The sequence below is a fragment of the Salinivibrio sp. MA427 genome (assembly GCF_001996115.1).
In the GTDB taxonomy this organism is placed as follows: Bacteria; Pseudomonadota; Gammaproteobacteria; order Enterobacterales; family Vibrionaceae; genus Salinivibrio; species Salinivibrio costicola.
In genome coordinates this window covers 1-25,677 of the sequence record NZ_MUFH01000014.1, presented here as the reverse complement: position 1 = coordinate 25,677, position 25,677 = coordinate 1, and the positions used below count along the sequence as shown (strand labels likewise).

The following is a 25,677-nucleotide window of genomic DNA, read 5'->3' as shown; positions in this document are numbered from 1 at the left end:
TGCTGATAGCGCTGAAAGACAGGCTCACCACTGGCATCAAATCGAACATAGATAGAGAAGGGAGCTAATGCGGCGCCCGCCAGCTGTGTGCCCTCTCGTTTGATTGCACGCAAGCTGCCGTCTCGCCAGACATACTCGCTACGATAACGACCATAATCGCCCTGCCACACCTGCTCGGCTAAACCAATTACCTGCCCTTGCTGACTATCCAACCAGTAAACAGCGCGATAATCGCCGGCGGAAGCGGCGGTCATATGCGTAACCGGCTTGGAAGGCTGCCCACTTGAGCACCCAACCAGGATGGCCATCAACGCGACTATCCAAAATTTAGAACGCATCACGAGTCCACATACAAAAACGCCATAGCGAGAAGGCTATGGCGACATGAGCAGTAACGCTTATTTAACCGCGTCTTTTAACGCTTTACCCGCGACAAACGCAGGTACGTTTGCTGCCGCAATTTGAATTTCTTGACCCGTTTGTGGGTTGCGACCTGTGCGTGCTGCACGGTGGTTCAATTTAAACGTACCGAAGCCAATCAGTTGTACCTGCTCGCCTTCTTTCAAAGCGCTTTCAATACCGCCTAAAGTCGCTTCCAAAGCGGTTTTCGCTTGTGCTTTTGAAAGTTCTGCTTTTTCTGCGATCAGGTCGATCAGTTGGGTCTTGTTCATTATGTCTTCCCTTCTAGGTTTTTTAGAGACGAAGTCACTCTAATTCAAAAGAAGCCCGGCTGGCAAAGGTTTGTGGCGCTCTGTGTGGCTGTATGGAGGCTCTTTAACCACAAACTGAGCGCGAACTCACAATTTGTTGCGTTTTTTCTCAGTTGAAAGGTTGTAAACGCCCGCCAATGGCCTGATCTTTAGAGTGTTGACTGACTTTTAACTTCGGAAATTTATGCTCATTCTGATCCTTTTTATCTCGCTTTCAATTGGTGTGTCTTTCATCTGCTCAGTACTGGAAGCTATTTTGCTGAGCATCACACCGAGCTATATTGCCAATCTAAGAAACCAAGGTCACCCAGCCGCAGAGCGGCTCAACGCGCTTAAAAAAGATATTGATCGGCCACTCGCATCCATTCTGACACTGAATACCATTGCGCATACTGTTGGAGCCGCCGGTGCAGGCGCGCAAGCTGCCCACGTATTTGGCGATGCTTGGGTCGGGGTATTCTCCGCCGTTCTTACACTGGCGATTCTTCTTTTATCAGAAATCATTCCTAAAACCATTGGCGCCAATTTCTGGCCTCAACTGGCACCCAGTGCCGCCGTCATTCTAAAGTGGATGGTCTGGGCATTAACGCCGTTTGTTTGGCTGTCCGAACAAATCACCAAGCGGCTGAGCGCGGATACCACGCATGTCAAACTGCGTGACGAAATTTCAGCGATGGCAATGCTAGCATCTGAAAGTGGCGAAATGGGCGAAGATGAAACGCAAATGCTCAATAACATGCTTAAATTACGCGATCTTCCTGCCACTCAGCTTATGACGCCACGTCCCGTATTATTTCGTGTTCCCGCCGATATGGATGTTAACACCTTTCTCGAGGAACATGGCGATTGCCCCTTCTCACGTCCTCTTGTCTACGGTGAGCAGCGCGACGATATTTTGGGGTTTGTCCACAAATCCAATATCTATGAAGTCAAAACCGAAGGGGCAGGACAAACACGGTTAGGCAACTTGATGCGTCCACTCGCGGTGATCTTACCCGGTAATACGGTCTTACAAGCATTTGATATTTTAATGATTCGCCGCGCTCAATTGGCGATGATTGTCGACGAATACGGCACGGTACAAGGGATTATCACGCTCGAAGACATTTTTGAGTATCTCACCGGAAGAGAAATCATTGATGAGGCGGACACCGTGACGGACATGCAGCAACTGGCTTATCAGCGCTGGGACGCCTGGAAGAAGCAGCATAATATGATTGAAAGCCAAGACGATGACGAGCCACCGGTACAACGACATACCGATGAGTCATAACTCGAAAAGGCGGCCTAGGCCGCCTTTCTGTTCTTACTAACGTTTTGACAAATCATGCTTACTCAGCACGCAACCCTAGATTACTCACGCCAGCTTCTCGAAGCTCTTGCCGGATGCCTTTGAGCATCTCCACATCACGACTTTCGGCACWTTTCAGCACACGGAAGATTGCCCACTGGGCATCCCATTCCTCACAAACCGCCTCAAACGCCTTTTGATTGTCATCGGTTACCGTTTCACCGGTTTGTGCTTCTTCAAGCTGGGCAACACTAAGGACCGACTGCTGAGAAACTTTTAATGTAATGGGCAAGATTTCATCACGATCTAACAAAGCGTGAAGAAGCTGAGACAAGGCAATACAGGCATCAATCGCCGGATACGTCAGATAGATGGCATCGTCATCAGCCACAGGGATCAATGGCTCGAGCTTTTCTAATTGGCGCTCAAAGTCAATTTTAGCCGTTTTGACCGTTTGCGATTCCCACACCGCATCGAGAATATTGCGAAACGCTTGCGGGTCGGCAAATTCTGTTTGCGCACAGAAAAGCGCGTAGTTTGGCACCATACGCTCCACCAGCGCAGCCATAAAACTAATATGTTGCCAATTCTCACATTTTTCCAAACGCAGTTGTAAAGGGTTTCGTAACATAGCTAATTGATCTTTAATAGCGGGAAGGACAAACGTCCTCGGTCAATGAGGGCAGTGTACTCGATTCTCCCCAGCATAAAAAGGAGCCTTTGTGGATAAAGTTTACGTTATCAGCGAGCATGCCGAGACCTATCATCGGTTACTGCATAACGCCACACTACCTGAACTCACCGTCGTGGATCGCCCCGATCAAGCCACTATCTGGCTCGCCGATCCGCCACTGGCGGCGCCTCAATTATGCTATGGCGATCAGCTCCGCTGGTTACAATCAACATTCGCCGGTATCGACGCCCTGATCTACGCACCTTATCGACACTATCAATTAACCAATGTGAGAGGCATTTTTGGTGACTTAATGGCCGAATACGTCTTCGGCTATTTGCTCAACGAAACACGACATATTACTCAATATTCAGACCAGCAAGCGCAACGTCTTTGGCAAGCGCACGACTACACGTCGTTACGTGGAAAAACACTGGCTATTCTGGGGACGGGCGCCATTGGTCAGCATATTGCCACCGTGGCTCATGCGTTTGGGATGCACGTGCTGGGCACCAACCAAGATGGGCGTGCTGTCGAGGGGTTTGAGCACACCATGACGCTGACTGCGCTGCGTCAGCGGCTAGGCGAGGTCGATGTGTTAGTCAGTACACTGCCCGCAACAACGGAGACGGCCCGATGCGTGAATGCTGATTTTTGGCAATACGCACAAGACCTCTTGTTTATTAATGTCGGTCGCGGCGCAACGGTCGATGAATCTGCGCTCATTAAGGCCCTGGACGAGAAAAAACTGCGCTTGGCCGTATTGGACGTGATGCAACAAGAACCGTTACCTCAAGCGCATCCTTTTTGGGTGCATCCTCGTGTTCACATTACCCCACATATTGCTGCCGTTAGTTTTCCCGAACAAGTTTTTGACCTTTTTGCAGACAATTATCGCCGTTGGCATGCCGGTAAGCCGCTGGCTCATCAGGTCAATTTTAACAAAGGGTATTAAATGGTTTTCTCCGATTTAGAGACCGCCTTAGTAACCGCTCGTGAGTGCCACTTATGCCAACACTGGCTGGCGAACGGCCCCCACCCAATTATCCAAGCGAGTACAGATTCTAGAGTGCTGATTATCGGTCAAGCGCCAGGGCGACGGGTGCATGAAAGTGGTCTGCCGTTTAACGACCCTAGTGGCGATCGCCTGCGTGAATGGCTGGGGGTCACACGTGAGCAGTTTTACCAGCCAGATTTATTTGCCATCATGCCCATGGGCTTTTGTTATCCCGGCAAAAGTAAATCGGGCGATCTGCCGCCGGCGCGTATCTGCGCCCCCGTGTGGCATCAGGCAATCAAAGCACATCTCCCTAACGTTGCGGTGACCTTGCTGATTGGTCAATATGCTCAGCAGTACTACTTAGCCAACAAGCCTAAGACACTGACCGAGACCGTCAAGCAATGGCAACAGTGGGCGCCTCATGCCTTTTCGCTGCCTCATCCTTCTCCCAGAAACACACGTTGGCTACGCCGCAATCCGTGGTTTGAAGAGCAGGTAGTGCCCGCAATGCGACACCGAGTTCAGCAGGCTTTACGAGACGCTCCCCGTTGTAAGGGTCGCCTAAAATAAAAAAACGCTCGCCGATTGGCGAGCGTGATCGTTAGCGATGATAAGGCTTAGATAATTCATGTACCGCATCAATAAAGACGCCTGCATTCTCAGGTGGGACATCCAAGTGAATGCCATGGCCGAGGTTAAACACATGGCCAGTCCCTTCACCGAAACCTTCCAAAATCGTCGAGACTTCTTGGCGAATGCGCTCAGGGCTGGCATATAACATCGACGGATCCATATTACCTTGTAGAGCAACATTGTCGCCAATCCGTGCTTTGGCATCAGCCATGTTAATGGTCCAATCAAGCCCAACACCATCACACCCGGTCGCGGCAATGCGTTCCAACCACATACCCGCATTTTTAGTAAACAAGGTCACTGGCACGCGGCGCCCGTCATGGTCTCGGATCAGACCGTCGACAATTTTCTGCATATACTGCAAAGAGAAGTCATTATAATCGCGCGGCGTTAGCACGCCACCCCAGGTATCAAAGACCATGACAGATTGCGCACCCGCCTTAATCTGCGCGTTTAGATAACTAATCACACTGTCGGCGAGCTTGTCGAGTAAGGCGTGTAACGTCTGCGGCTCGGCATACATCATCTTTTTGATCTTGGTAAAGGCTTTAGAGGTGCCACCTTCTACCATGTAAGTTGCCAGTGTCCATGGACTGCCAGAGAAGCCAATCAAGGGAACTTCACCCGCCAGTTCTTTGCGGATAGTACGCACCGCATTCATCACGTATTGCAATTCCCCCTCAGGGTCAGGCATACCGATTTTATCGACATCCGCTTTACAGGTGATGGGACGAGAAAACTTGGGGCCTTCTCCCGTTTCAAAGTATAGCCCTAATCCCATTGCATCAGGAATAGTGAGAATATCTGAAAATAAGATAGCGGCATCCAAATCAAAGCGACGCAACGGCTGCATGGTCACTTCACAGGCCAATTCAGCATTTTTACACAACGACAAAAAGTCACCCGCCTGCGCACGTAATTCTCGATATTCAGGAAGGTAGCGACCCGCTTGGCGCATCATCCACACGGGCGTGCAATCTACCGGTTGCTTATAAAGGGCGCGTAAATAACGATCGTTTTTCAATTCGGTCATTGTGTTTAAACCTGTGTGCGAAAAGTGGCCGCCATTGTATCACTGTAAAATGGCAACAAAAGCGAAGCTTTGTTAACAGGATCATAAAACGGCCACCCAAGGACCACGAACGATTGCTGGTGATTTAACCGCATGGTAAAACCATTCTATAACGACAATAGATCTACAAAAGATAATAGATCTACAAAAGACATAGGTCTACAAAAGACAACATGTTCGCATCTTACCCCGGCTCCCCTACGGCCGGGTTTTTTTATGCCTGCGTCAAGGTGCAGCTGGCCTCAATCAAGCGTCGAGCAATCGTTCCTGTTGGTGCGACTAACGGTAACTGGTCCATATCAAACCATTGTGCATCGGTGAGCTCCTCATAGTCGGGGTTTAGATCCCCTCCGGCATAATCGGCGAGAAACCCCATCATCACATTAGAAGGAAACGCCCAAGGCTGACTTTCCATGTAACGAATATTGGTTATCGATAGGCCCGTTTCTTCTTTCACCTCACGCGCCACACATTGCTCGAGCGTTTCGCCAGGCTCAACAAACCCCGCAATCACGGTATACATGCCCGTTTTATGACGAGGGTGCTGAGCAAGCAACAAACGTTTACCATCGCGCACGGCAACAATCACACACGGCGATACGCGTGGATAATCATGACGCTGGCAGCTTGAGCACCACATCGCTACCGCCTGCGCGTTAAATTCCGTACGCTGACCACAGCAACCACAAAATGCTTGCTGATGGCGCATATGATCGAGCTGGATGACCCGCCCGACTAACGCAAATAAGTCCGCTGACAGATAGGGGAGTAAGTCCCGAAAGTCTGCCATCTCGTCATCGGGAAGCATGACGTTACAATTAAATATCCCCACCACCGGTGTCTGCTGATAGTTACCGACAGTCACTGTATCACCACCAGCAAACGGCAGCTGCGACAAGGGCATACATGGCAATTGACCACCTGGCAGCCAAAGTTTGCTCTTGCTAACTACACATACATAGACGGCTTTTTGATTCTGAGACATGGTCACTTCCTTAGCCTTGCAGCTACACTTGAATACTGGCAATCTAGTTTCATAACGTGATGCAAAGGATTGAGCAGCCCGTTAATTTTCAGCCGGCCTTATATAGTGCCATTCATTCGCTGATCGATCACGAGGACACCGATCATGCTGAGAAAACTTGAACGTACCAAAGCCCAATGGAGCGGTTACGACGAGGTTATTGATTACTGGCTTGAGTTACGCCGCCAATTATTGGTGGAGTATTACAATGTGGCTGGCGTGGCCGCCAAAAAAAAACAATCGCTGCCAACAAAAGCAGAACTCGATAATTTCTGTGATCATCTTGTCGACTATATCTCGACCGGCCACTTCAAGATCTACAACATGGTCATGGAGCGTTGGCAGTCAACAGGGTTCGCGGCGACGAAAGAGACCGATAACCTTTATTATCGCATCGTTGATACGACAGACCCTCTGTTAGACTTTAATGATAAATTCAGTGCGGTAGACTTGGACGACGAAGATTATGACGCCACCGATTTTGACCAAGATATGTCTGCGATTGGTGAGTGGCTTGAGCAACGTTTTGAGTTGGAAGATACTTTAATTCGATTGATTGCTGACAGTCTGGCTCACCCGCCGGGCGCCTAAAACGCATCACCTAATATCAATAGAAACGCCGCCTCTTGAGATGCGGCGTTTTTTGTGCGCTGAATGAACACAAAAACAAAAGGCATCTCCGAAGAGATGCCTTTTTATTCGACTTAGCTTATCGCGCTAATTATTTCACTCGCTTAGCTATCGTCGTTCAAGCCCGCATTAAGCAACGCCGCTAGGTCTTGTGATGCTTGCTCTGCATCGACCTGGGGAGCGACTGGCTGCTCTGGCTCTGCACGCTTAGCTTGACGGTCTTTGTGATACGCGAAGCCAGTACCGGCTGGGATCAGACGACCCACGATCACGTTTTCTTTCAGACCGCGCAAGTCATCACGCTTACCTGCCACCGCGGCTTCTGTCAGCACACGCGTGGTTTCTTGGAACGAAGCCGCTGAGATAAAGGACTCAGTCGCCAACGATGCTTTGGTAATACCCAAGAGATCACGGCCAAATGTAGCTGGCTGCTTACCTTCGATTTCAAGATCACGGTTAGCAATCATGACACGAGAGTATTCAACCTGCTCGCCTTCCAAGAACTCAGTATCACCTGCAGACTTGATCGTCACCTTACGCAGCATCTGACGAACAATCGTCTCAATGTGCTTATCGTTGATCTTAACGCCTTGCAGACGGTAAACGTCTTGTACTTCGTTGGTGATGTATTCCGCCACCGCATGGATACCACGCAGACGTAGGATGTCGTGTGGTGATTCTGGACCATCTGCGATCACATCACCTTTCTCGACTTTTTCACCTTCGAAGACGTTGAGCTGACGCCACTTTGGAATCATCTCTTCGTACGCTTTACCTTCTTCTGGTGTGATAACCAGACGACGCTTGCCTTTGGTTTCTTTACCAAAGGACACCGTACCGGTGATCTCTGCCAGAATCGCTGGCTCTTTCGGCTTACGCGCTTCAAACAGGTCAGCAACGCGAGGCAGACCACCGGTGATATCCTTGGTACCGCCGCTTTCTTGCGGGATACGCGCTAGGGTGTCACCAATGCCAACACTCGCACCGTCATCTAGTTGCACGATGGCTTTACCTGGCAAGAAGTATTGAACCGGCATATCAGTACCCGGCACCATCACATCATTACCTTGCGCATCCACCAGCTTCACCGCAGGACGCTTGTCTTTACCGGATGTTGGACGCTCTGAGGCATCCATGACCACGATAGAAGACAGACCCGTTAGCTCGTCAGTTTGACGTTGCATGGTCGCGCCATCAATCATATCCACGAAGCGAAGGCTACCTTCTACCTCAGTGATGATTGGCATGGTGTGTGGGTCCCAGTTAGCGACTACGTCACCGGCTGCCACGGCTTCGCCGTCTTGCTTGCCAAGGATTGCACCATAAGGCACTTTGTAGCTTTCTTTGGTACGGCCAAACTCATCAACAATGGTCATTTCTGTCGCACGCGAGGTAATCACGAGCTTACCGTCGCTGTTGGTAACAGATTTAGCATTGTGCAGGTGCATAGAACCTTTGTTCTTCACCTGGATGTTGTTTTCTGCCGCTGCACGCGATGCTGCACCACCGATGTGGAACGTACGCATGGTCAGCTGTGTACCAGGCTCACCGATAGACTGTGCTGCGATAACACCGACAGACTCACCGTGATTAACCAGGTGACCACGTGCCAGGTCACGACCATAACAGTTGGCACAACAACCAAAGTCGGTTTCACAGGTTACAACAGAACGCACTTTCACTTTATCGACGGAATGATGCTCAAGAATGTCACACCATTTTTCGTCCAACAGCGTGTTGCGTGGTGCCAGGACTTCTTCCGAGCCAGGCTTGAGCACATCTTCTGCCACAACACGGCCTAGAACACGCTCACGCAGGGCTTCTTTAACGTCACCACCTTCGATAACCGCCATCATGTGGATACCGCCTTGGGTGCCACAATCGGTTTCGGTCACAACCACGTCTTGCGCGACATCGACCAGGCGACGCGTCAGATAACCTGAGTTCGCGGTCTTCAGTGCCGTATCCGCCAGACCCTTACGGGCACCGTGCGTTGAAATAAAGTACTGAAGTACGTTCAGACCTTCACGGAAGTTCGCCGTGATTGGCGTTTCGATGATGGAGCCATCCGGCTTCGCCATCAGACCACGCATACCCGCTAGCTGACGGATCTGCGCGGCAGAACCACGTGCACCTGAGTCAGCCATCATGTAGACGCTGTTAAACGATGTTTGCGTTTCTTCTTCGCCATCACGGTTAATCACTGTCTCGGTAGACAGGTTATCCATCATCGCTTTGGCAACTTGTTCGTTCGCGGCCGCCCAGATATCGATCACTTTGTTATAGCGCTCGCCGGCCGTCACTAGGCCTGACTGGAACTGCTCTTGAATTTCCGCGACTTCAGCTTCAGCAGCTTCGATCAAGTCGTACTTCGCTTGTGGGATCACCATGTCGTCGATACCGACAGACGTGCCCGACAGCGCTGAATACGCAAAACCTGTGTACATAATTTGGTCAGCGAAGATAACGGTATCTTTCAGACCCAGCTTGCGGTAGCAGGTGTTTAGCAAGTTAGAAATTTGCTTTTTACCTAATGGCTGGTTCACCAAGTCATACGGCAAGCCGTCAGGAACAATGGTCCACAGCATGGCGCGGCCCACGGTGGTATCCACCAAGGACACTTTTTCCGTGCGTGTACCCATCTCATCGATGTCGATTTGCTTGATACGTACTTTTACACGGCTGTGCAGTTCAGCATGACCGGTACGGTATACTTTTTCTGCTTCACCTGGACCAGCCAGGTACATGCCTTCGCCTTTGCCGTTGACCTTTTCACGGGTCATATAATAGAGACCCAATACCACGTCCTGCGACGGAACGATGATAGGGTCACCAGACGCTGGCGACAGAATGTTGTTGGTTGACATCATCAACGCACGCGCTTCCAGCTGAGCTTCCAGCGTTAGCGGCACGTGAACAGCCATTTGGTCACCATCGAAGTCAGCGTTATACGCCGCACACACCAACGGGTGCAGCTGGATCGCTTTACCTTCGATAAGCACAGGTTCAAACGCTTGGATACCCAAACGGTGAAGTGTTGGTGCACGGTTAAGCATCACTGGGTGTTCACGGATGACATCATCCAAGATATCCCATACGACCGCTTCTTCGCGCTCAACCATCTTCTTAGCGGCTTTGATAGTAGTCGCTAGACCACGAGTCTCAAGCTTGCCGTAGATAAACGGTTTAAACAGCTCTAGTGCCATTTTCTTTGGCAGGCCACACTGATGCAGACGCAAGTATGGACCCACGGTAATCACCGAACGGCCAGAGTAATCAACACGTTTACCCAGCAGGTTCTGACGGAAACGCCCCTGCTTACCTTTGATCATGTCGGCCAGTGATTTCAGCGGACGCTTGTTCGAGCCGGTAATGGCACGACCACGACGGCCGTTATCCAGCATGGCATCGACAGACTCTTGCAGCATACGCTTTTCGTTACGCACGATGATATCTGGCGCAGCAAGATCAAGTAGACGCTTCAAGCGGTTGTTACGGTTAATCACACGGCGGTACAGGTCGTTGAGATCCGAGGTCGCAAAACGACCACCATCCAACGGGACCAATGGACGCAGATCGGGCGGCAACACAGGCAGCACGGTCAAAATCATCCACTCAGGGTTGTTACCTGATTGTAAGAAGGACTCAACCAGCTTCAAACGCTTGGTGATCTTCTTACGCTTGGTCTCAGAGTTCGTCTCTTCGAGCTGTTCACGCATTTGCTCTGTCTCAACCGACAGATCCATGTTCGCTAGCAGTGCTTTGACTGCTTCTGCGCCCATGCGCGCGTCAAATTCGTCGCCCCACTCTTCGAGTGCGTCTAAATATTGTTCTTCAGACATCATCTGACCGCGCTCTAGGCTGGTCATGCCTGGTTCAATAACAATATACGACTCAAAGTAAAGCACACGTTCGATGTCACGCAGTGGCATGTCCATCAACAAGCCGATGCGCGATGGCAGCGACTTCAGGAACCAAATGTGGGCAACAGGAGAAGCAAGCTCAATGTGACCCATGCGCTCACGGCGCACTTTGGTCTGAGTGACTTCAACGCCACATTTTTCACAAATGACGCCGCGGTGCTTGAGGCGCTTATACTTACCACAAAGACACTCATAGTCTTTGACCGGGCCAAAGATACGTGCACAGAACAAACCGTCACGTTCAGGCTTAAAGGTACGGTAGTTGATGGTTTCTGGCTTTTTCACTTCACCAAACGACCATGAACGAATCATGTCCGGTGAGGCAAGACCGATTTTGATCGAGTCAAATTCTTCGGTCTTATGTTGTGCTTTCAGAAACTTAAGTAAGTCTTTCACAATCGGCTCCTGTGAGGAGTTGACCCATAAAGGCGCTGACAGGCAGCGCCTTCATATTCTTACCGGAGAGAGTAGCTCGAGGCTTACTCGTCTTCCAGCTCGATGTTGATACCCAACGAGCGGATTTCTTTCAGCAATACGTTGAAAGATTCCGGCATGCCCGGCTCCATACGATGGTCGCCATCTACGATGTTTTTATACATCTTAGTACGGCCATTAACGTCATCCGACTTCACGGTGAGCATTTCTTGTAGGGTATAGGCAGCACCGTATGCTTCCAGAGCCCAAACTTCCATCTCACCGAAGCGCTGACCACCGAACTGTGCCTTACCACCCAACGGTTGCTGCGTCACCAAGCTGTAAGAACCGGTTGAACGGGCGTGCATCTTGTCGTCAACCAAGTGGTTCAGTTTCAGCATGTACATGTAACCCACGGTTACCGGACGCTCAAACTTCTCACCAGTGCGGCCATCGTACAGGTCAAGCTGACCAGACTCAGGCAGATCACCCAATTTCAGTAGTTCTTTAACAATTGGTTCAGGCGCACCGTCAAAGACAGGAGACGCTGTCGGCAGACCATCACGCAGGTTTCCGATTAAGGTGCGTACTTCTTCGTCAGTCAGTTGGCCAATGTCCACTTTCTGACGGGTATCACCGAGATCGTAAACCTTCTGCAAGAACTCACGGAATTTCGCTAGTTCTTGCTGCTCTTTGAGCATGCGGTTGATCTTGTCACCAATCCCTTTCGCTGCCAGACCCAAGTGTGTTTCTAGGATCTGACCGATGTTCATACGCGAAGGTACACCCAACGGGTTCAGCACTAAGTCGACGGGTTCACCAGATTCGTCGTAAGGCATATCTTCGATCGGGTTGATCTTCGAGATAACACCTTTGTTACCGTGACGACCAGCCATTTTATCACCTGGCTGGATGCGACGTTTAACCGCAAGGTACACTTTAACGATCTTCAACACGCCTGGCGCAAGGTCATCACCTTGGGTGATCTTGCGACGTTTGGTGTCAAATTTCTTGTCAAAGTCAGCTTTGATTTCGTCGTACTGCTCGGCAAGCTGCTCTAGCTGCGTTTGCTGGGCTTCGTCGTCTAGTGTCTGCGTCAACATGGTCTGACGATCCATGTTGGCTAATTGACTATCAGTGTAACCGGCTTGAGAAAGCAGTGTGCGAACACGTGCCATCAGACCACCTTCAAGGATAGAGAACTCCTCGGTTAGGTCTTTTTTGGCTTCTTTCAGCTGCATTTCTTCGATTTCGAGTGCACGTTTGTCTTTTTCAACGCCATCGCGAGTAAAGACTTGCACATCGATAACCGTACCAGATACACCATTAGGAACACGCAATGATGAATCTTTTACGTCAGAGGCTTTTTCGCCAAAGATTGCTCGTAGTAGCTTCTCCTCTGGCGTCAGTTGTGTTTCGCCTTTTGGCGTCACTTTACCGACCATGATATCGCCGCCTTTGACTTCGGCCCCGATATACACAACCCCAGATTCATCCAGCTTAGACAGTGCCGCTTCACCCACGTTTGGAATATCCGCGGTAATTTCTTCACTGCCCAGCTTGGTATCACGCGCCACACAAGAAAGCTCTTGAATGTGRATAGTGGTTAAACGRTCTTCCTGMGCKACRCGCTCRGAAATAAGGATGGAATCCTCAAAGTTATAACCGTTCCACGGCATAAACGCGATRCGCATGTTCTGRCCGAGTGCTAGCTCRCCCAARTCRGTYGATGGKCCGTCAGCCARKACGTCACCTTTGGCGACTTCATGGCCTGGCATCACAGTTGGACGCTGGTTAATACAGGTGTTCTGGTTTGAACGTGTGTATTTCACCAAGCTGTAGATGTCGATACCCGCTTCGCCTGATACCAGCTCATCTTCATTCACTTTCACTACGATACGTGATGCGTCGACCGACTGAATGGTACCACCGCGTTTCGCTACCGCTGTCACACCCGAGTCAACCGCCACATTACGCTCGATACCTGTTCCCACGAGCGGCTTTTGCGCGCGCAGTGTCGGCACTGCCTGACGTTGCATGTTCGCGCCCATCAAGGCACGGTTAGCATCATCATGCTCAAGGAACGGGATCAGTGAGGCTGCCACCGATACGACCTGGTTGGTCGCAACGTCCATGTACTGGACATGATCACGTGGGTGCAAGCCTGACTCACCGGTTTCACGCGCGGTGATCAGTTCATCAGTGAAGGAGCCATCTTCGTTCAACGCAGCGTTCGCCTGCGCAATCACGTAGTGACCTTCTTCGATCGCTGACAAATAATCAATTTGATCGGTCACTTTACCGTCAACAACTTTACGGTAAGGTGTTTCTAGGAAGCCGTAGCCATTACAACGTGCAAAGGCAGACAGTGAGTTAATCAGACCGATGTTCGGTCCTTCCGGTGTTTCAATCGGACACAGACGACCGTAGTGGGTGGCATGAACGTCACGCACTTCGAAACCTGCACGCTCACGCGTCAGACCGCCTGGACCCAATGCAGAAATACGACGTTTGTGCGTCACTTCTGACAACGGGTTATTTTGGTCCATAAACTGTGACAGCTGTGAAGAGCCAAAGAACTCTTTAACTGCCGCAGAGATAGGCTTAGCGTTAATTAAGTCTTGTGGCATCACACTGTCGAGATCGCCCAAGCTCAAACGCTCTTTTACTGCACGCTCTACACGTACTAGACCTACACGGAACTGGTTTTCTGCCATTTCGCCCACAGAGCGAATACGGCGGTTACCCAGGTGATCAATGTCATCAACTTCACCAATACCATTTCGGATATGGATGAGTTTACGCATCACCTCGATAATGTCTTCTTTGCTCAGAACGCCTGGGCCAGTCAGATCATCACGACCCAGAGAGCTGTTAAACTTCATACGACCCACAGATGATAGGTCGTAGCGATCGTCTGAGAAGAACAGACTTTCGAACAGTTGCTCTGCCGCTTCACGCGTTGGTGGCTCACCAGGACGCATCATGCGGTAAATTTCAACTAACGCCGTCAAGCGATCCGTTGTATTGTCGATACGCAGGGTATCTGACATGTACGGGCCGTGATCCAGGTCATTAGTGAACAGGGTTTCGATACGTTTGTGACCTGCTTGCGACAACTGCGCCAGTGTCTCCAGACTTAACTCTTGGTTAGCCGAGACAATCACTTCGCCAGTTTCCTGGTTGATATATTCACGTGCAGAAATCTTGCCCGCAATATACTCCACCGGCACTTCGATGTGATCAACGTTATCTTTCGTCAACTGACGGATATGACGCGCGGTAATTCGACGGCCTTGCTCAACGTAAACTTTACCGTCGGCTTCAATGTCGAAATTTGCCGTTTCGCCACGTAGACGATCAGGCACCAACTCCATCACCAGAGATTTGCCCTTCACTTCGAAAACGACTTTTTCGAAGAATAGATCCAAGATCTCTTCAGTTGTGTATTCCAGCGCACGCAGAATAATAGAAGCCGGCAGCTTACGACGACGATCGATACGAACGTATACGATATCCTTAGGATCAAATTCGAAATCCAACCATGAACCACGGTATGGGATCACGCGTGCGTTATATAGCACTTTTCCTGAGGAGTGGGTTTTACCCTTATCGCTGTCGAAAAAGACGCCCGGACTACGGTGCAGCTGGGATACGATAACCCTCTCAGTACCATTGATGACAAAGGTACCATTTTCAGTCATGAGCGGAATTTCGCCCATATAGACTTCTTGTTCTTTGATGTCTTTTACGGTACCAGCCGGGGCTTCCTTATCAAACATCACCAAGCGCAGTTTCACGCGCAGTGGGGCCGAATAGGTTACGCCACGAATTTGGCATTCTTTGACATCGAAAACTGGCTCACCGAGACGATAGCTAACGTATTGCAGCTCGGAATTGCCGTTGTAGCTCTGAATTGGAAAAACAGAGCGAAAGGCAGCTTCAAGACCGTATTGCCCTTCTGGATCCTGCTCGATAAAGTTCTTAAAAGATTCAAGCTGGATCGACAGCAAGTATGGCACGTCCAGAACTTGAGGACGCTTACCAAAATCCTTACGGATACGCTTTTTCTCGGTATAAGAGTAAACCATAGGGTTCCTCAGCTCGCTGATAAGTGACCCAAACTGTCCGATAAAACAAGGACAGTGACTAAACAACCACCGTTTAGTGTAGGAAAATCAAAGCGCGTGCTTTGATCTTTTTTGCATGGTCAGCAGTGATAAAACGGGGTGGAAATTTCACTACTGCCCTACAGCGCAAAAAGGCCGGTGGCTTTCTAGCCACCAGCCAATGCCCTTTCAGGCTAGGAAATTAAGTATAAATTACTTAACTTCAACAGAAGCACCAGCTTCTTCTAGCTGAGCTTTAAGCGCTTCAGCTTCTTCTTTCTCAACACCTTCTTTCAGAGGTGCTGGCGCGCCGTCAACAAGCGCTTTCGCTTCTTTCAGGCCTAGACCAGTTGCGCCACGTACCGCTTTGATTACTGATACTTTGTTCGCACCAGCTTCTTTCAGGATAACGTCAAATTCGGTTTGCTCTTCAGCCGCTGCGCCTTCGCCAGCACCACCAGCAACAACTGCTGCTGCAGCTGATACGCCGAATTTTTCTTCCATAGCTTCGATAAGCTCAACAACTTGCATTACAGACATGTCTGCAATTGCGTCTAGGATTTGCTCGTTAGTGATAGACATAACAATTCTCTTTAAAGTCAACAATAAAAGGATTAAGCAACCAGATTAAGCGGGCAATTAGGCCGCGTCTTTTTGGTCGCGAACAGCGGCGATAGTACGAACCAGCTTGCCGGCAGAAGCTTCTTTCAAGCCCATCATTAGGCGTGCAATTGCTTCGTCGTACGTTGGCAGTGTCGCCAATACCTCTGGGTCAGTGATCACGCCTTCGAATGCAGCAGATTTAACCTCAAACTCGTTGTTTTCTTTAGCGAAGTCTTTAAAAAGACGCGCAGCAGCACCTGGGTGCTCGTTAGAAAACGCAATCAGAGTTGGGCCAACAAAAGTGTCTTTCAGACACTCGTAGTCTGTGCCTTCAACTGCACGGCGAGCCAGTGTATTACGAACAACTTTCATGAAAACGCCCGCTTCACGCGCTTGTTTACGTAGAGAAGTCATCGCATCCACGGTTACACCGCGAGAATCAGCAACTACTGCAGACAGGGCACCACTGGCAGCTTCGTTGACTTCAGCAACAATTGCTTTTTTGTCTTGAAGGTTTAAAGCCATTTGGATTTGCTCCTGGATTGTTTAACACCACTCCCCACATAGCGTAGAGAGAGCTTTTACGGTGCAGATCCAAGAAAGACGAAAATCTATCATGTTCTGGCACCGTCTACGTAGGAGAGATTAAGTTCGCTATGAACACCTACGGTCTTGGACGAAGTTTGCCGCAGCAAACTCAGCCATAAAATTGCCAAGCGAGAGAGTATAAACTACTCGCTCGCTTGTCGCAATTAGTTAACGCTTGCGTCCAAAGAGTTCTGGTCTAATGAAACACCAGCACCCATAGTGGTCGACAGGCTAACTTTCTTAATGAAAGTACCTTTTGCTGAAGTTGGCTTCGCCTTCTTCAGTGCAACCAACAGCGCTTCAAGGTTCTCTTTTAGGCTGTCAGCGTCAAAGTCTACTTTACCGATAGTAGTATGAACGATACCGTTCTTATCGTTACGATAACGAACCTGACCTGCTTTCGCGTTCTTAACCGCTTCAGCAACGTTAGGAGTTACAGTACCTACTTTCGGGTTTGGCATCAGGCCGCGTGGACCTAGGATAGTACCTAGCTGGCCAACAACGCGCATTGCGTCTGGTGAAGCGACGACAACGTCAAAGTTCATTTCGCCTTTCTTCACTTGCTCAGCAAGATCTTCCATACCCACGATATCTGCACCCGCTTCTTTCGCAGCGTCTGCATTCGCACCTTGGGTGAATACTGCAACACGGATATCACGGCCAGTACCGTTCGGCAGTACAGTTGCACCACGAACGTTTTGGTCTGATTTACGTGCATCGATGCCAAGGTTGACAGAAACATCAACACTTTCAACAAATTTTGCAGTCGCCAGTTCCTTAAGTAGAGCAACGGCTTCGTTGATGTCGTACTCTTTGGTCACATCAACTTTTTCGCGGATTACGCGCATGCGCTTAGTCATTTTAGCCATTGTCTTAACCCTCTACGTTCAGGCCCATTGAACGGGCAGTACCCGCAATGGAGCGTTTCATCGCTTCGACGTCCGCACCCGTCATGTCTGCCGCTTTGGTTTCTGCGATCTCTTGGATCTGAGCGTCAGTAACGGTACCCACTTTTTCAGTGTTCGGACGACCTGAACCAGACTTAACACCGGCTGCTTTCTTAAGCAGAATCGCCGCTGGTGGGGTCTTGGTTACGAAGGTGAAAGAACGGTCACTATATACAGTGATAACAACAGGAGTTGGTAGACCTTTCTCGATAGATTCAGTCTTCGCGTTAAACGCTTTACAGAACTCCATGATGTTCACACCGTGTTGACCTAGAGCAGGACCAACCGGTGGCGATGGGTTAGCTGCACCCGCTGCAACCTGCAGCTTGATGTAAGCTTGTACTTTCTTAGCCATTATTCAATTACCTAATTTTGGGTACTAACGTCTATCTTGCGACAGACTTCCCGTTTAACAAAAGGGCGCGWAATTATAGTCAAATTTCGCGCCCTTGCCAACCGTTAGCGGTGCTTTTTTGATCAGGTTTTTTCTACCTGGCCAAATTCAAGCTCTACCGGTGTTGCACGGCCGAAGATAGACACTGAAACTTTAAGGCGGTTTTTATCGTAGTCGACTTGTTCAACCACGCCGTTAAAGTCTGCAAATGGGCCTTCAGTAACGCGTACCACTTCACCTGCTTCAAATACGGTTTTATGCACCGGAGACTCGCTCGCTTTTTCAAGGCGATTGAGGATAGAGTCCGCTTCTTTATCAGAAATTGGAGCTGGGCGATCAGAGGTGCCGCCGATAAAGCCCATCACACGTGGCACACCACGTACTAGGTGCCACGACTCATCGTTCATCACCATTTGGACGAGCACATAACCTGGGAAGAATTTACGTTCGCTTTTACGACGTTGACCTTGGCGCATTTCAACCACTTCTTCGGTTGGCACCAATACTTCCCCGAAATAGTCTTCCATTTCGTGCATCTTGATATGTTCGCGCAATGATTGCGCCACACGGCTTTCAAAACCAGAGAAAGCCTGAACCACATACCAACGTTTTTTGGGAGCTTCGCTCATGTACTTTTACCTCACACGCCAGTGATTAGGCGGACTAGACGGACCATGATTCCGTCAACGCCCCACAAGATGAGCGCCATAACAACAGTAACAGCCAGAACGATGAGAGAGGTTTGCAAAGTCTCTTGGCGCGTAGGCCAAATGACTTTACGCACTTCCATACGCGATTCGCGTGCAAACGTGATCGCAGCTTTTCCTTTCATCGTGAGTGCAGCCACACCGCCAGCAGCGGCAACCAGCACCACTACAGCAGCAGCTCGCACTACTACAGACACATCACTGTACAGGCTATTCCCTACCACGGCTGCGGCCAATAGGACAAAAACAACACCCCACTTGAGGATGTCCATCGAACCGGATTGGGTCTCAGCGTTCGCTTTCATACATTCTACCTGTAACAAGTCTACATAGACGGCAGTGCCTATAACAGCATACGGTCAGTATTCTGCAAGGCACGTGGTGATCTTATCTCTCGTTAGAGGGTGATACGATCACTAAAGTCCGCGCTGACCGACCACGAGTGGCGAAAATTACGCCAATAGGAGTGTCAAACGCAGAAAAAGGGCATCAAATGATGCCCTTTTTACTAGTGTGTCGTCAAATCATTATTCAACGATGTTGGCAACAACACCAGCGCCTACAGTACGGCCACCTTCACGGATAGCGAAACGTAGGCCTTCGTCCATCGCGATTGGGGCGATAAGCGTTACAACCATCTTAATGTTGTCACCAGGCATAACCATCTCAACGCCTTCTGGCAGTTCGATAGTACCGGTCACGTCAGTTGTACGGAAGTAGAACTGTGGACGATAACCTTTGAAGAACGGCGTATGACGGCCGCCTTCGTCTTTACCTAGTACGTATACTTCTGATTCGAACTTGGTGTGCGGAGTGATTGAACCAGGCTTCGCCAGTACTTGACCACGCTCAACTTCGTCACGCTTAGTACCACGCAGAAGAACACCAACGTTCTCACCCGCACGGCCTTCGTCTAGAAGCTTACGGAACATTTCAACACCAGTACAAGTGGTCTTGGTGGTGTCTTTCATRCCTACGATTTCAACGTCGTCACCCACGGTGATGATGCCTTGCTCAACACGACCRGTTACAACAGTACCACGGCCTTGGATTGAGAATACGTCTTCGATTGGTAGGATGAACGGCTTGTCGATCGCACGCTCTGGCTCTGGGATGTAAGAATCCAGGGCTTCAGCAAGTTCAACAATCTTCTGCTCCCACTGCTCTTCACCGTTCAATGCACCMAGTGCAGAACCTTGAATYACTGGGCAGTCGTCACCTGGGAAGTCATACTCTGAAAGTAGCTCACGRACTTCCATTTCAACCAGCTCAAGCAGCTCTTCGTCATCAACCATGTCACATTTGTTCATGAACACGAKGATGTTTGGAATACCAACCTGACGRCCWAGTAGGATGTGCTCACGGGTCTGTGGCATTGGGCCATCAGTTGCTGCAACAACCAGGATACCACCGTCCATTTGCGCMGCACCGGTGATCATGGAGACGTTGCGATGGTGATACCACGATCACGCTCTTCTGGTGCGTTATCGATTGACGCGAAATCACGCGCAGCACCGCCGTATACTTTTGCAAGTACAGTACAGATAGCTGCAGTCAGCGTAGTTTTACCATGGTCAACGTGGCCAATAGTACCAACGTTAACGTGCGTTTTCGTACGTTCAAATTTTTCTTTAGACATGACAGTCCCTCTAAGCACGGTATTTCGGTGGCATTACGACCACACAACCAACAATCAGGTTTGTTGAGTATACATCAAACGGCTTGAAGTTACCTTGGAGAGGATGGTGCTGATAGGCAGATTTGAACTGCCGACCTCACCCTTACCAAGGGTGCGCTCTACCGACTGAGCTATATCAGCACTCTAAAAAGAGTGGAGCGGGCAGCGGGAATCGAACCCGCATCATCAGCTTGGAAGGCTGAGGTAATAGCCATTATACGATGCCCGCAATCGTTACTCGTAGAGCTATTCAAACAATTTGAAATTGGTGGTGGAAGAAGGATTCGAACCTTCGAAGGCTGAGCCGTCAGATTTACAGTCTGATCCCTTTGACCACTCGGGAATTCCACCTAAATTTTGGTGCCGGCTGCCGGARTCGAACTGGCGACCTACTGATTACAAGTCAGTTGCTCTACCAACTGAGCTAAGCCGGCGACAAGTGCTGCGCATTCTATGCCATGGATTTGAGGGGTGCAATAGGGAATTTTAAAAAAATGGGTGATTTTTGCGTCTTTTGGGTATTTTTTTGTGTGATTGTTGGGAAAGTAACCAGCCAACACCTTGATGACAATAGGCAAGCGCTTTTCCTTCCCGCTGGTTTGCGGTATCGTCACTCTCTTTATTGGCTTAAGGCACATGGATCATGAACGCAACGCTAACGCCTTATTTGTCGTTCGACCGTCAACAATGGGCTGAACTGAGGGATGCAGTGCCCATGACGCTTACCGAAGATGACATTGACCGCTTACGCGGCTTGAATGAACATTTATCAATGGATGAAGTGCGCGATGTCTATCTACCGTTGTCGCGCTTACTCAATCTGTATGTTAAAGCGCGTAAAAGCCGAACTGAAGTACTTGATGAGTTTCTTTCTCAGCCCGTGTCAAACCATGTGCCTTACGTTATCGGCATTGCAGGCAGTGTGGCGGTTGGGAAAAGCACGACGGCAAGGCTCCTAAAAGCGCTTCTAACCCGGTGGCCGGATCACCCTAAAGTGGCGTTAGTCACCACTGATGGTTTTTTATATCCAAATGCTGAGCTCGAATCGCGCGGCATCATGCACAAAAAGGGCTTCCCGCAGTCGTATGACATGCGCAAGCTGGTTGAATTTGTCGCTGACGTCAAATCAGGCAAAGACTGTGTCACTGCGCCTGTTTATTCCCACCTTGTCTACGACATTACATCGGATGAGCAAAAAGTCGAAAAGCCCGATATTTTAATATTAGAGGGGCTGAATGTGCTACAAAGTGGCATGGATTATCCACACGACCCGCACCACGTGTTTATTTCTGATTTTCTCGACTTTTCTATTTATGTAGACGCCGAGCCTGACTTACTCAAACACTGGTACATCGAACGCTTTATGAAGTTTCGGCGCGGGGCATTCCTCGATCCACAAGCTTATTTCCACCATTACACGCGCTTGTCCATCGCCTTTTACCTGGCGGTCGCCCATTAATAGCTTAACGGGGCGACCGATAAAATTATCCAGTTGTGGCCAATCAGCCAAAATACTAGCCATACCTTGCTGTTCGTAGGCGATAAGCGATGCCTTGAGACGGTCAATCAAGTTCGCTGCTAACGTATTACGTGCCGGCATCGGTGAACACGCCTGTGCAAGCTTCGCCCAAGGTTGATCAATATTGTCGTTAAGATGGGTCCCCATACCGAGGTTAAGCCCCATACCAATCACTATGTGTGCCGCATCACCCGTTTGCCCGGTCATTTCAACCAAAATACCCGCCAACTTTTTGTCTTGATAATAGAGGTCGTTTGGCCATTTTACTTTGACACCTGTCGCACCCAGATCGTGTAACGCTTTTGTCATTGCTACTCCGACAACAAGGCTGAGCCCCATTGCCGCCGCAGGCCCTGCATCTAATCGCCAATACATGGAGAGGTATAAATTGCTACCAAACGGCGATTGCCATGCACGCCCTCGACGACCACGGCCTTGTTGCTGATACTCGGCCAGGCACACACTACCAGGACTGAGCTGCCCCACTCTTTCCATTAAATGCTGATTGGTTGAGTCTATCACTGGGATCACAGCCAAAGCAGGTATATCGGTATGGGCACTTAACCAAGCTTCATCGAGCAGCTCAATCGGTTGTGATAAGCAATAGCCTTTGCCCTGTACTCGATAAATATCAAGCCCCCAAGATTGGAGAACCTTGATGTGTTTACTGATCGCCGCACGCGTCATACCCAGCGCTTCCCCCAGCATTTCGCCAGAGTGAAACTCACCATCAGATAAACGTGTAATCAAGGCGAGACGTGCCGAATGCGCGCTCTTCATTGTGCCTCCAAGGTTGTTTCACCCTGCTGATCAATCAAGCGCACTTCGTGCTCAAGCCTCACACCAAAACGCGTATAAACGTGCGAGACGACATGCTTAGCTAAACGTATCACATCATCACTGATCGCATTCTCGGCATTGGTAATAACCAGTGCTTGCTCAGGATGAACGCGTGCGCCGCCTTGGCGTTTCCCTTTTAAGCCACATTGATCAATCAGCCACCCCGCTGCGACCTTCTTTTGCCCCAAAGGCGCGGAAAAGAGCGGCACATCAGGGTAAGAAACCTTTAACTTTGCCGCTTGCTCGCTATCAAGCACCGGATTTTTAAAGAAACTTCCAGCGTTACCGCACACAGAAGGATCGGGTAATTTAGCGCGCCGAATCGCACACACAGCATCAAAAATGCCTTTGGGGGTCGCTTGTTGAGAATCCAGTTCAGCTAACGCGCCATACTTGAGTACCGGTTTCCACGCTTTATCCAAGCGAAAGCCAACCTGAGTAATGACCCATCCCTGCATGGCGGGGGTTTTAAAAATCGAATCGCGGTAACCAAACTGACATTCATCGCAAGACAGACGACGTTGATTGCCCGTGTCAGGATGATAGATATCGACGTAAGCGCAACGCTCGGCAAATTCGACACCATAGGCACCAATATTTTGAATCGGTGCCGCCCCCACACAGCCGGGAATTAATGCCAGGTTCTCAAGCCCAGGCATCGCATTATCAATACTCCAGGCAACAAACGCATGCCAAGGTTCACCGGCGCCAACATGTAATAGGTAATGGTCAGCGTGGTTATCGATCGTGATCCCCTTTAGGCGGTTAAGGACCACCACTCCCTCAAAGTCTTGGCAAAAAAGCAGGTTGCTGCCTTCACCAACCACTAACTTCGGTGAGTTGTGATAATCAGACGCTTGCCAAATCTCTTGTAAGTCTTGCACACAATGTGCTTCTACAATCGCTTGGGCGCGCGCGGGCAAACCAAACGTATGATGGGGTGTCAAAGACACATCAGATAACCACTTCATCGTTGCATTACGCTGTTAGAAAACTCATTGATGGGTATACTACCTGTCCTGCTCGTATTGCGCATCTATTAGGCTATGGATAATTATCACATTCACCCGCTAGAGCCCTTGCGGTTCCCACTGGTAGCGCGGTTCTACAAAACACACTATCCTCCCGGAAAACCCAAGAAAGATGAACGTATTTGGGTCATTGATGGCCCGAGTGGACTATGTGGCGCGGTACGCTTCCAGCAACGTCTCGAGTATCAGTTACTCACAGGCATGTTGCTACACCCTGATCTGCGAGGAATAGGTTTAAGTCATCGTTTACTCGACGCAGTGCAAGAAACACTGTGTCAACGTCCTAGCTTTTGCTTAGCTTTCCGTCCACTGACTACCTTGTATGCGCAGCATGGTTTTACGCCTGTCGATCATCACGTATTACCCGATGATCTGGCTGCACGCCTGCACCGTTATTGTCAAAGTGGCAAAGATTTAGTGGCGATGGAATACTCACCCAAAGCGTGACATTAGCAACAAAGCCATTGCGCGGTGATCCGTAGCTTGACGCAATTTCTGGTATCATTCAGGGTTTAGTATCAATGCTCGACTCTGGCCGTCGAACAAAAAGAGGTAATAATGGATTCAGCGAACGCAAACCGGCAGCTTATTGATCGCTTGCCCACCATTGCGCACCAGCCAGAAAATCTCGAAACCTTATTAGACGCGGTCTCATTTAGAGAACGGCTCCTTAGCGAAATAAAAAAAGCAACATCACGTATTTATCTGGTAGCTCTATACTTACAAGACGACGAAGCAGGACGAAGCATTCTGGATGCGCTTTACGAAGCAAAGCAAGCTAACCCTGCCCTCGATATCAAAGTATTAGTCGACTGGCATCGCGCACAGCGAGGGTTAATTGGTGCTGAACAGTCGGACGGTAATGCAGGACTATATCGAGCTTATGCAGAGCGCTACCCACATAAGATAGAGGTCTTGGGTGTGCCAGTTAGAAACCGCGAAGTCTTCGGCGTTTTGCACTTAAAAGGATTCGTATTTGATAACACCGTTATATACAGCGGCGCCAGCTTAAACGATGTCTATTTAGCGCAACATGATAGATACCGTTATGACCGTTATCACGTGCTCGCCAATAAAGTACTCGCCGACACCATGGCAGACTTTATTGTCAACACGTTAATCGCCGACAGTGCCGTCAACTGTCTCACCTCGCCCGACCGCCCCAACAGCAAAGCACTAAAGCCAAACATTCGTGAGTTTCGTGGTCAGCTACAGCAGGCCAGCTATCGATATCAAGATGAGCCGATTAGTGAAGACCAAGTTGGACTTACCCCGATGGTCGGGTTAGGTAAACGGAAAAATAAGCTCAATCGCTATATCTGTCATTTGATTGCCAGTGCCCATGATGAATTAGTCATTTGCACGCCCTATTTTAATCCACCACGCAGTGTCGTTCGCGAAATCCGTCGCGCACTTCGCCGAGGGGTAAGCGTGAGGATTATAGTGGGAGATAAAACCGCGAACGATTTCTACTCACCACCAGAGGCGCCATTTAAGACGATTTCAGCTCTGCCTTATTTGTATGAAGTCAACTTACGCAACTTTGCCCGTCGCAACGAAGCGGCGATTGCAAAACGTCAGTTAAATATCCATATCTGGAAACACGATGACAACAGCTTCCATTTGAAAGGCATTTGGGTCGATCGCCAGTATATGCTGTTAACGGGCAATAACCTCAATCCGCGCGCCTGGAAGCTAGACTTAGAAAACGCCATCTTGATTCATGATAAGCATCAGCAATTAGAGGCGCAGAAGCAGCAAGAGGTAGATACGATCTTGGCTCATACACAGCTGGTTGGCAGTTATAAGCAGATAGAAAAAATGGAGGATTATCCTGCGCCAGTCAAACGCCTACTTAAACGGATAAAGCGGGTTAAGGCCGATCATATAC

General features: G+C 49.6%; 21 protein-coding genes, 4 tRNA genes and 2 pseudogenes. 7 read left to right on the top strand and 20 right to left on the bottom strand.

The genetic code is table 11. The features are described 5' to 3' along the window. Together BZG79_RS02840 and hupA are read right to left on the bottom strand one after the other, a co-directional pair. A partial coding sequence (locus BZG79_RS02840; RefSeq protein ID WP_199877514.1) for a DUF1481 domain-containing protein occupies positions 1 to 338 on the bottom strand: 338 nt, incomplete at its 3' end. A 60-nt stretch (positions 339 to 398) separates the two neighbouring features. Next, positions 399 to 671: a nucleoid-associated protein HU-alpha gene (hupA, locus tag BZG79_RS02835; protein WP_077773683.1), complete on the bottom strand. Its 273-nt coding sequence runs from the start codon at positions 669 to 671 to the stop codon at positions 399 to 401. A 223-nt stretch (positions 672 to 894) separates the two neighbouring features. Between hupA and BZG79_RS02830 the strand changes: the two genes are divergently transcribed. Further along, positions 895 to 1,983: a hemolysin family protein gene (locus tag BZG79_RS02830; RefSeq protein WP_077461885.1), complete on the top strand. Its 1,089-nt coding sequence runs from the start codon at positions 895 to 897 to the stop codon at positions 1,981 to 1,983. A 58-nt stretch (positions 1,984 to 2,041) separates the two neighbouring features. On the opposite strand, the gene BZG79_RS02825 is transcribed toward BZG79_RS02830, so the two are convergent. After that, positions 2,042 to 2,632: a DUF416 family protein gene (locus BZG79_RS02825; protein ID WP_077773682.1), complete on the bottom strand. Its 591-nt coding sequence runs from the start codon at positions 2,630 to 2,632 to the stop codon at positions 2,042 to 2,044. A gap of 91 nt (positions 2,633 to 2,723) precedes the next feature. Between BZG79_RS02825 and BZG79_RS02820 the strand changes: the two genes are divergently transcribed. Together BZG79_RS02820 and BZG79_RS02815 are read left to right on the top strand one after the other, a co-directional pair. Next, positions 2,724 to 3,629, top strand: a complete 906-nt coding sequence (locus tag BZG79_RS02820) for a D-2-hydroxyacid dehydrogenase (RefSeq protein ID WP_077773681.1) — start codon at positions 2,724 to 2,726, stop codon at positions 3,627 to 3,629. Further along, on the top strand, positions 3,630 to 4,244 hold the full coding sequence (locus BZG79_RS02815) for a uracil-DNA glycosylase family protein (RefSeq protein ID WP_077677621.1): 615 nt from the start codon (positions 3,630 to 3,632) through the stop codon (positions 4,242 to 4,244). It begins immediately after the preceding gene. Between the two features lie 31 nt (positions 4,245 to 4,275). Here the strand turns inward: BZG79_RS02815 and hemE are convergent, their stop codons facing one another. Together hemE and nudC are read right to left on the bottom strand one after the other, a co-directional pair. Then, the gene (hemE, locus tag BZG79_RS02810; protein ID WP_077773680.1) at positions 4,276 to 5,340 is read right to left on the bottom strand and encodes a uroporphyrinogen decarboxylase; all 1,065 of its coding nucleotides are present in this window, start codon (positions 5,338 to 5,340) and stop codon (positions 4,276 to 4,278) included. A gap of 253 nt (positions 5,341 to 5,593) precedes the next feature. Next, positions 5,594 to 6,364: an NAD(+) diphosphatase gene (nudC, locus tag BZG79_RS02805; RefSeq protein WP_077773679.1), complete on the bottom strand. Its 771-nt coding sequence runs from the start codon at positions 6,362 to 6,364 to the stop codon at positions 5,594 to 5,596. A 144-nt stretch (positions 6,365 to 6,508) separates the two neighbouring features. On the opposite strand from nudC, the gene BZG79_RS02800 reads away from it, so the two are divergent. Next, on the top strand, positions 6,509 to 6,994 hold the full coding sequence (locus BZG79_RS02800; RefSeq protein WP_025744442.1) for an Rsd/AlgQ family anti-sigma factor: 486 nt from the start codon (positions 6,509 to 6,511) through the stop codon (positions 6,992 to 6,994). Positions 6,995 to 7,137: 143 nt separating this feature from the next. Here the strand turns inward: BZG79_RS02800 and rpoC are convergent, their stop codons facing one another. From rpoC to BZG79_RS02730, 13 genes and pseudogenes are all read right to left on the bottom strand, one after another. Then, on the bottom strand, positions 7,138 to 11,352 hold the full coding sequence (gene rpoC / locus BZG79_RS02795) for a DNA-directed RNA polymerase subunit beta' (RefSeq protein ID WP_077486505.1): 4,215 nt from the start codon (positions 11,350 to 11,352) through the stop codon (positions 7,138 to 7,140). A gap of 83 nt (positions 11,353 to 11,435) precedes the next feature. Further along, the gene (gene rpoB / locus BZG79_RS02790) at positions 11,436 to 15,461 is read right to left on the bottom strand and encodes a DNA-directed RNA polymerase subunit beta (RefSeq protein ID WP_077773678.1); all 4,026 of its coding nucleotides are present in this window, start codon (positions 15,459 to 15,461) and stop codon (positions 11,436 to 11,438) included. A gap of 231 nt (positions 15,462 to 15,692) precedes the next feature. Then, on the bottom strand, positions 15,693 to 16,061 hold the full coding sequence (gene rplL / locus BZG79_RS02785; RefSeq protein WP_077669672.1) for a 50S ribosomal protein L7/L12: 369 nt from the start codon (positions 16,059 to 16,061) through the stop codon (positions 15,693 to 15,695). A gap of 57 nt (positions 16,062 to 16,118) precedes the next feature. Next, complete coding sequence (gene rplJ, locus BZG79_RS02780) at positions 16,119 to 16,607, bottom strand: 50S ribosomal protein L10 (RefSeq protein ID WP_025744445.1); 489 nt, start codon at positions 16,605 to 16,607, stop codon at positions 16,119 to 16,121. Between the two features lie 227 nt (positions 16,608 to 16,834). Further along, complete coding sequence (gene rplA / locus BZG79_RS02775; RefSeq protein ID WP_025744446.1) at positions 16,835 to 17,539, bottom strand: 50S ribosomal protein L1; 705 nt, start codon at positions 17,537 to 17,539, stop codon at positions 16,835 to 16,837. A gap of 4 nt (positions 17,540 to 17,543) precedes the next feature. Continuing rightward, positions 17,544 to 17,972, bottom strand: a complete 429-nt coding sequence (gene rplK / locus BZG79_RS02770; protein WP_025674743.1) for a 50S ribosomal protein L11 — start codon at positions 17,970 to 17,972, stop codon at positions 17,544 to 17,546. A gap of 122 nt (positions 17,973 to 18,094) precedes the next feature. Further along, entirely contained in the window at positions 18,095 to 18,640 is a 546-nt protein-coding gene (gene nusG / locus BZG79_RS02765) for a transcription termination/antitermination protein NusG (RefSeq protein ID WP_025744447.1), read from the bottom strand. A gap of 11 nt (positions 18,641 to 18,651) precedes the next feature. Further along, positions 18,652 to 19,023: a preprotein translocase subunit SecE gene (gene secE / locus BZG79_RS02760; RefSeq protein WP_025744448.1), complete on the bottom strand. Its 372-nt coding sequence runs from the start codon at positions 19,021 to 19,023 to the stop codon at positions 18,652 to 18,654. A 222-nt stretch (positions 19,024 to 19,245) separates the two neighbouring features. Continuing rightward, positions 19,246 to 20,357: pseudogene (gene tuf, locus BZG79_RS02755) on the bottom strand (elongation factor Tu). A 104-nt stretch (positions 20,358 to 20,461) separates the two neighbouring features. Further along, positions 20,462 to 20,537 (bottom strand) — tRNA-Thr (locus tag BZG79_RS02745). Positions 20,538 to 20,550: 13 nt separating this feature from the next. Beyond that, positions 20,551 to 20,625, bottom strand: a tRNA-Gly gene (locus BZG79_RS02740). Positions 20,626 to 20,662: 37 nt separating this feature from the next. Beyond that, a tRNA-Tyr gene (locus BZG79_RS02735) sits at positions 20,663 to 20,747 on the bottom strand. A 7-nt stretch (positions 20,748 to 20,754) separates the two neighbouring features. After that, positions 20,755 to 20,830 (bottom strand) — tRNA-Thr (locus tag BZG79_RS02730). Between the two features lie 209 nt (positions 20,831 to 21,039). Between BZG79_RS02730 and coaA the strand changes: the two are divergent. Beyond that, a pseudogene (gene coaA / locus BZG79_RS02725) lies at positions 21,040 to 21,831 on the top strand (type I pantothenate kinase); the annotation flags it as partial. Here the strand turns inward: coaA and birA are convergent. Next, a complete protein-coding gene (gene birA, locus BZG79_RS02720; protein WP_242414115.1) occupies positions 21,730 to 22,695 on the bottom strand; it encodes a bifunctional biotin--[acetyl-CoA-carboxylase] ligase/biotin operon repressor BirA in 966 nt (321 codons plus the stop codon). The pseudogene coaA and the gene birA sit on opposite strands and share 102 nt — an antisense overlap. Further along, complete coding sequence (murB, locus tag BZG79_RS02715) at positions 22,692 to 23,726, bottom strand: UDP-N-acetylmuramate dehydrogenase (RefSeq protein WP_077773674.1); 1,035 nt, start codon at positions 23,724 to 23,726, stop codon at positions 22,692 to 22,694. The genes birA and murB overlap by 4 nt, the downstream gene beginning before the upstream one ends. 75 nt (positions 23,727 to 23,801) lie before the next feature. Between murB and BZG79_RS02710 the strand changes: the two genes are divergently transcribed. After that, a complete protein-coding gene (locus BZG79_RS02710; RefSeq protein ID WP_077773673.1) occupies positions 23,802 to 24,233 on the top strand; it encodes a GNAT family N-acetyltransferase in 432 nt (143 codons plus the stop codon). Between the two features lie 111 nt (positions 24,234 to 24,344). Then, positions 24,345 to 25,677, top strand: a 1,333-nt coding sequence (gene pssA / locus BZG79_RS02705; RefSeq protein WP_077773672.1) for a CDP-diacylglycerol--serine O-phosphatidyltransferase, incomplete at its 3' end; no start/stop codon positions are given.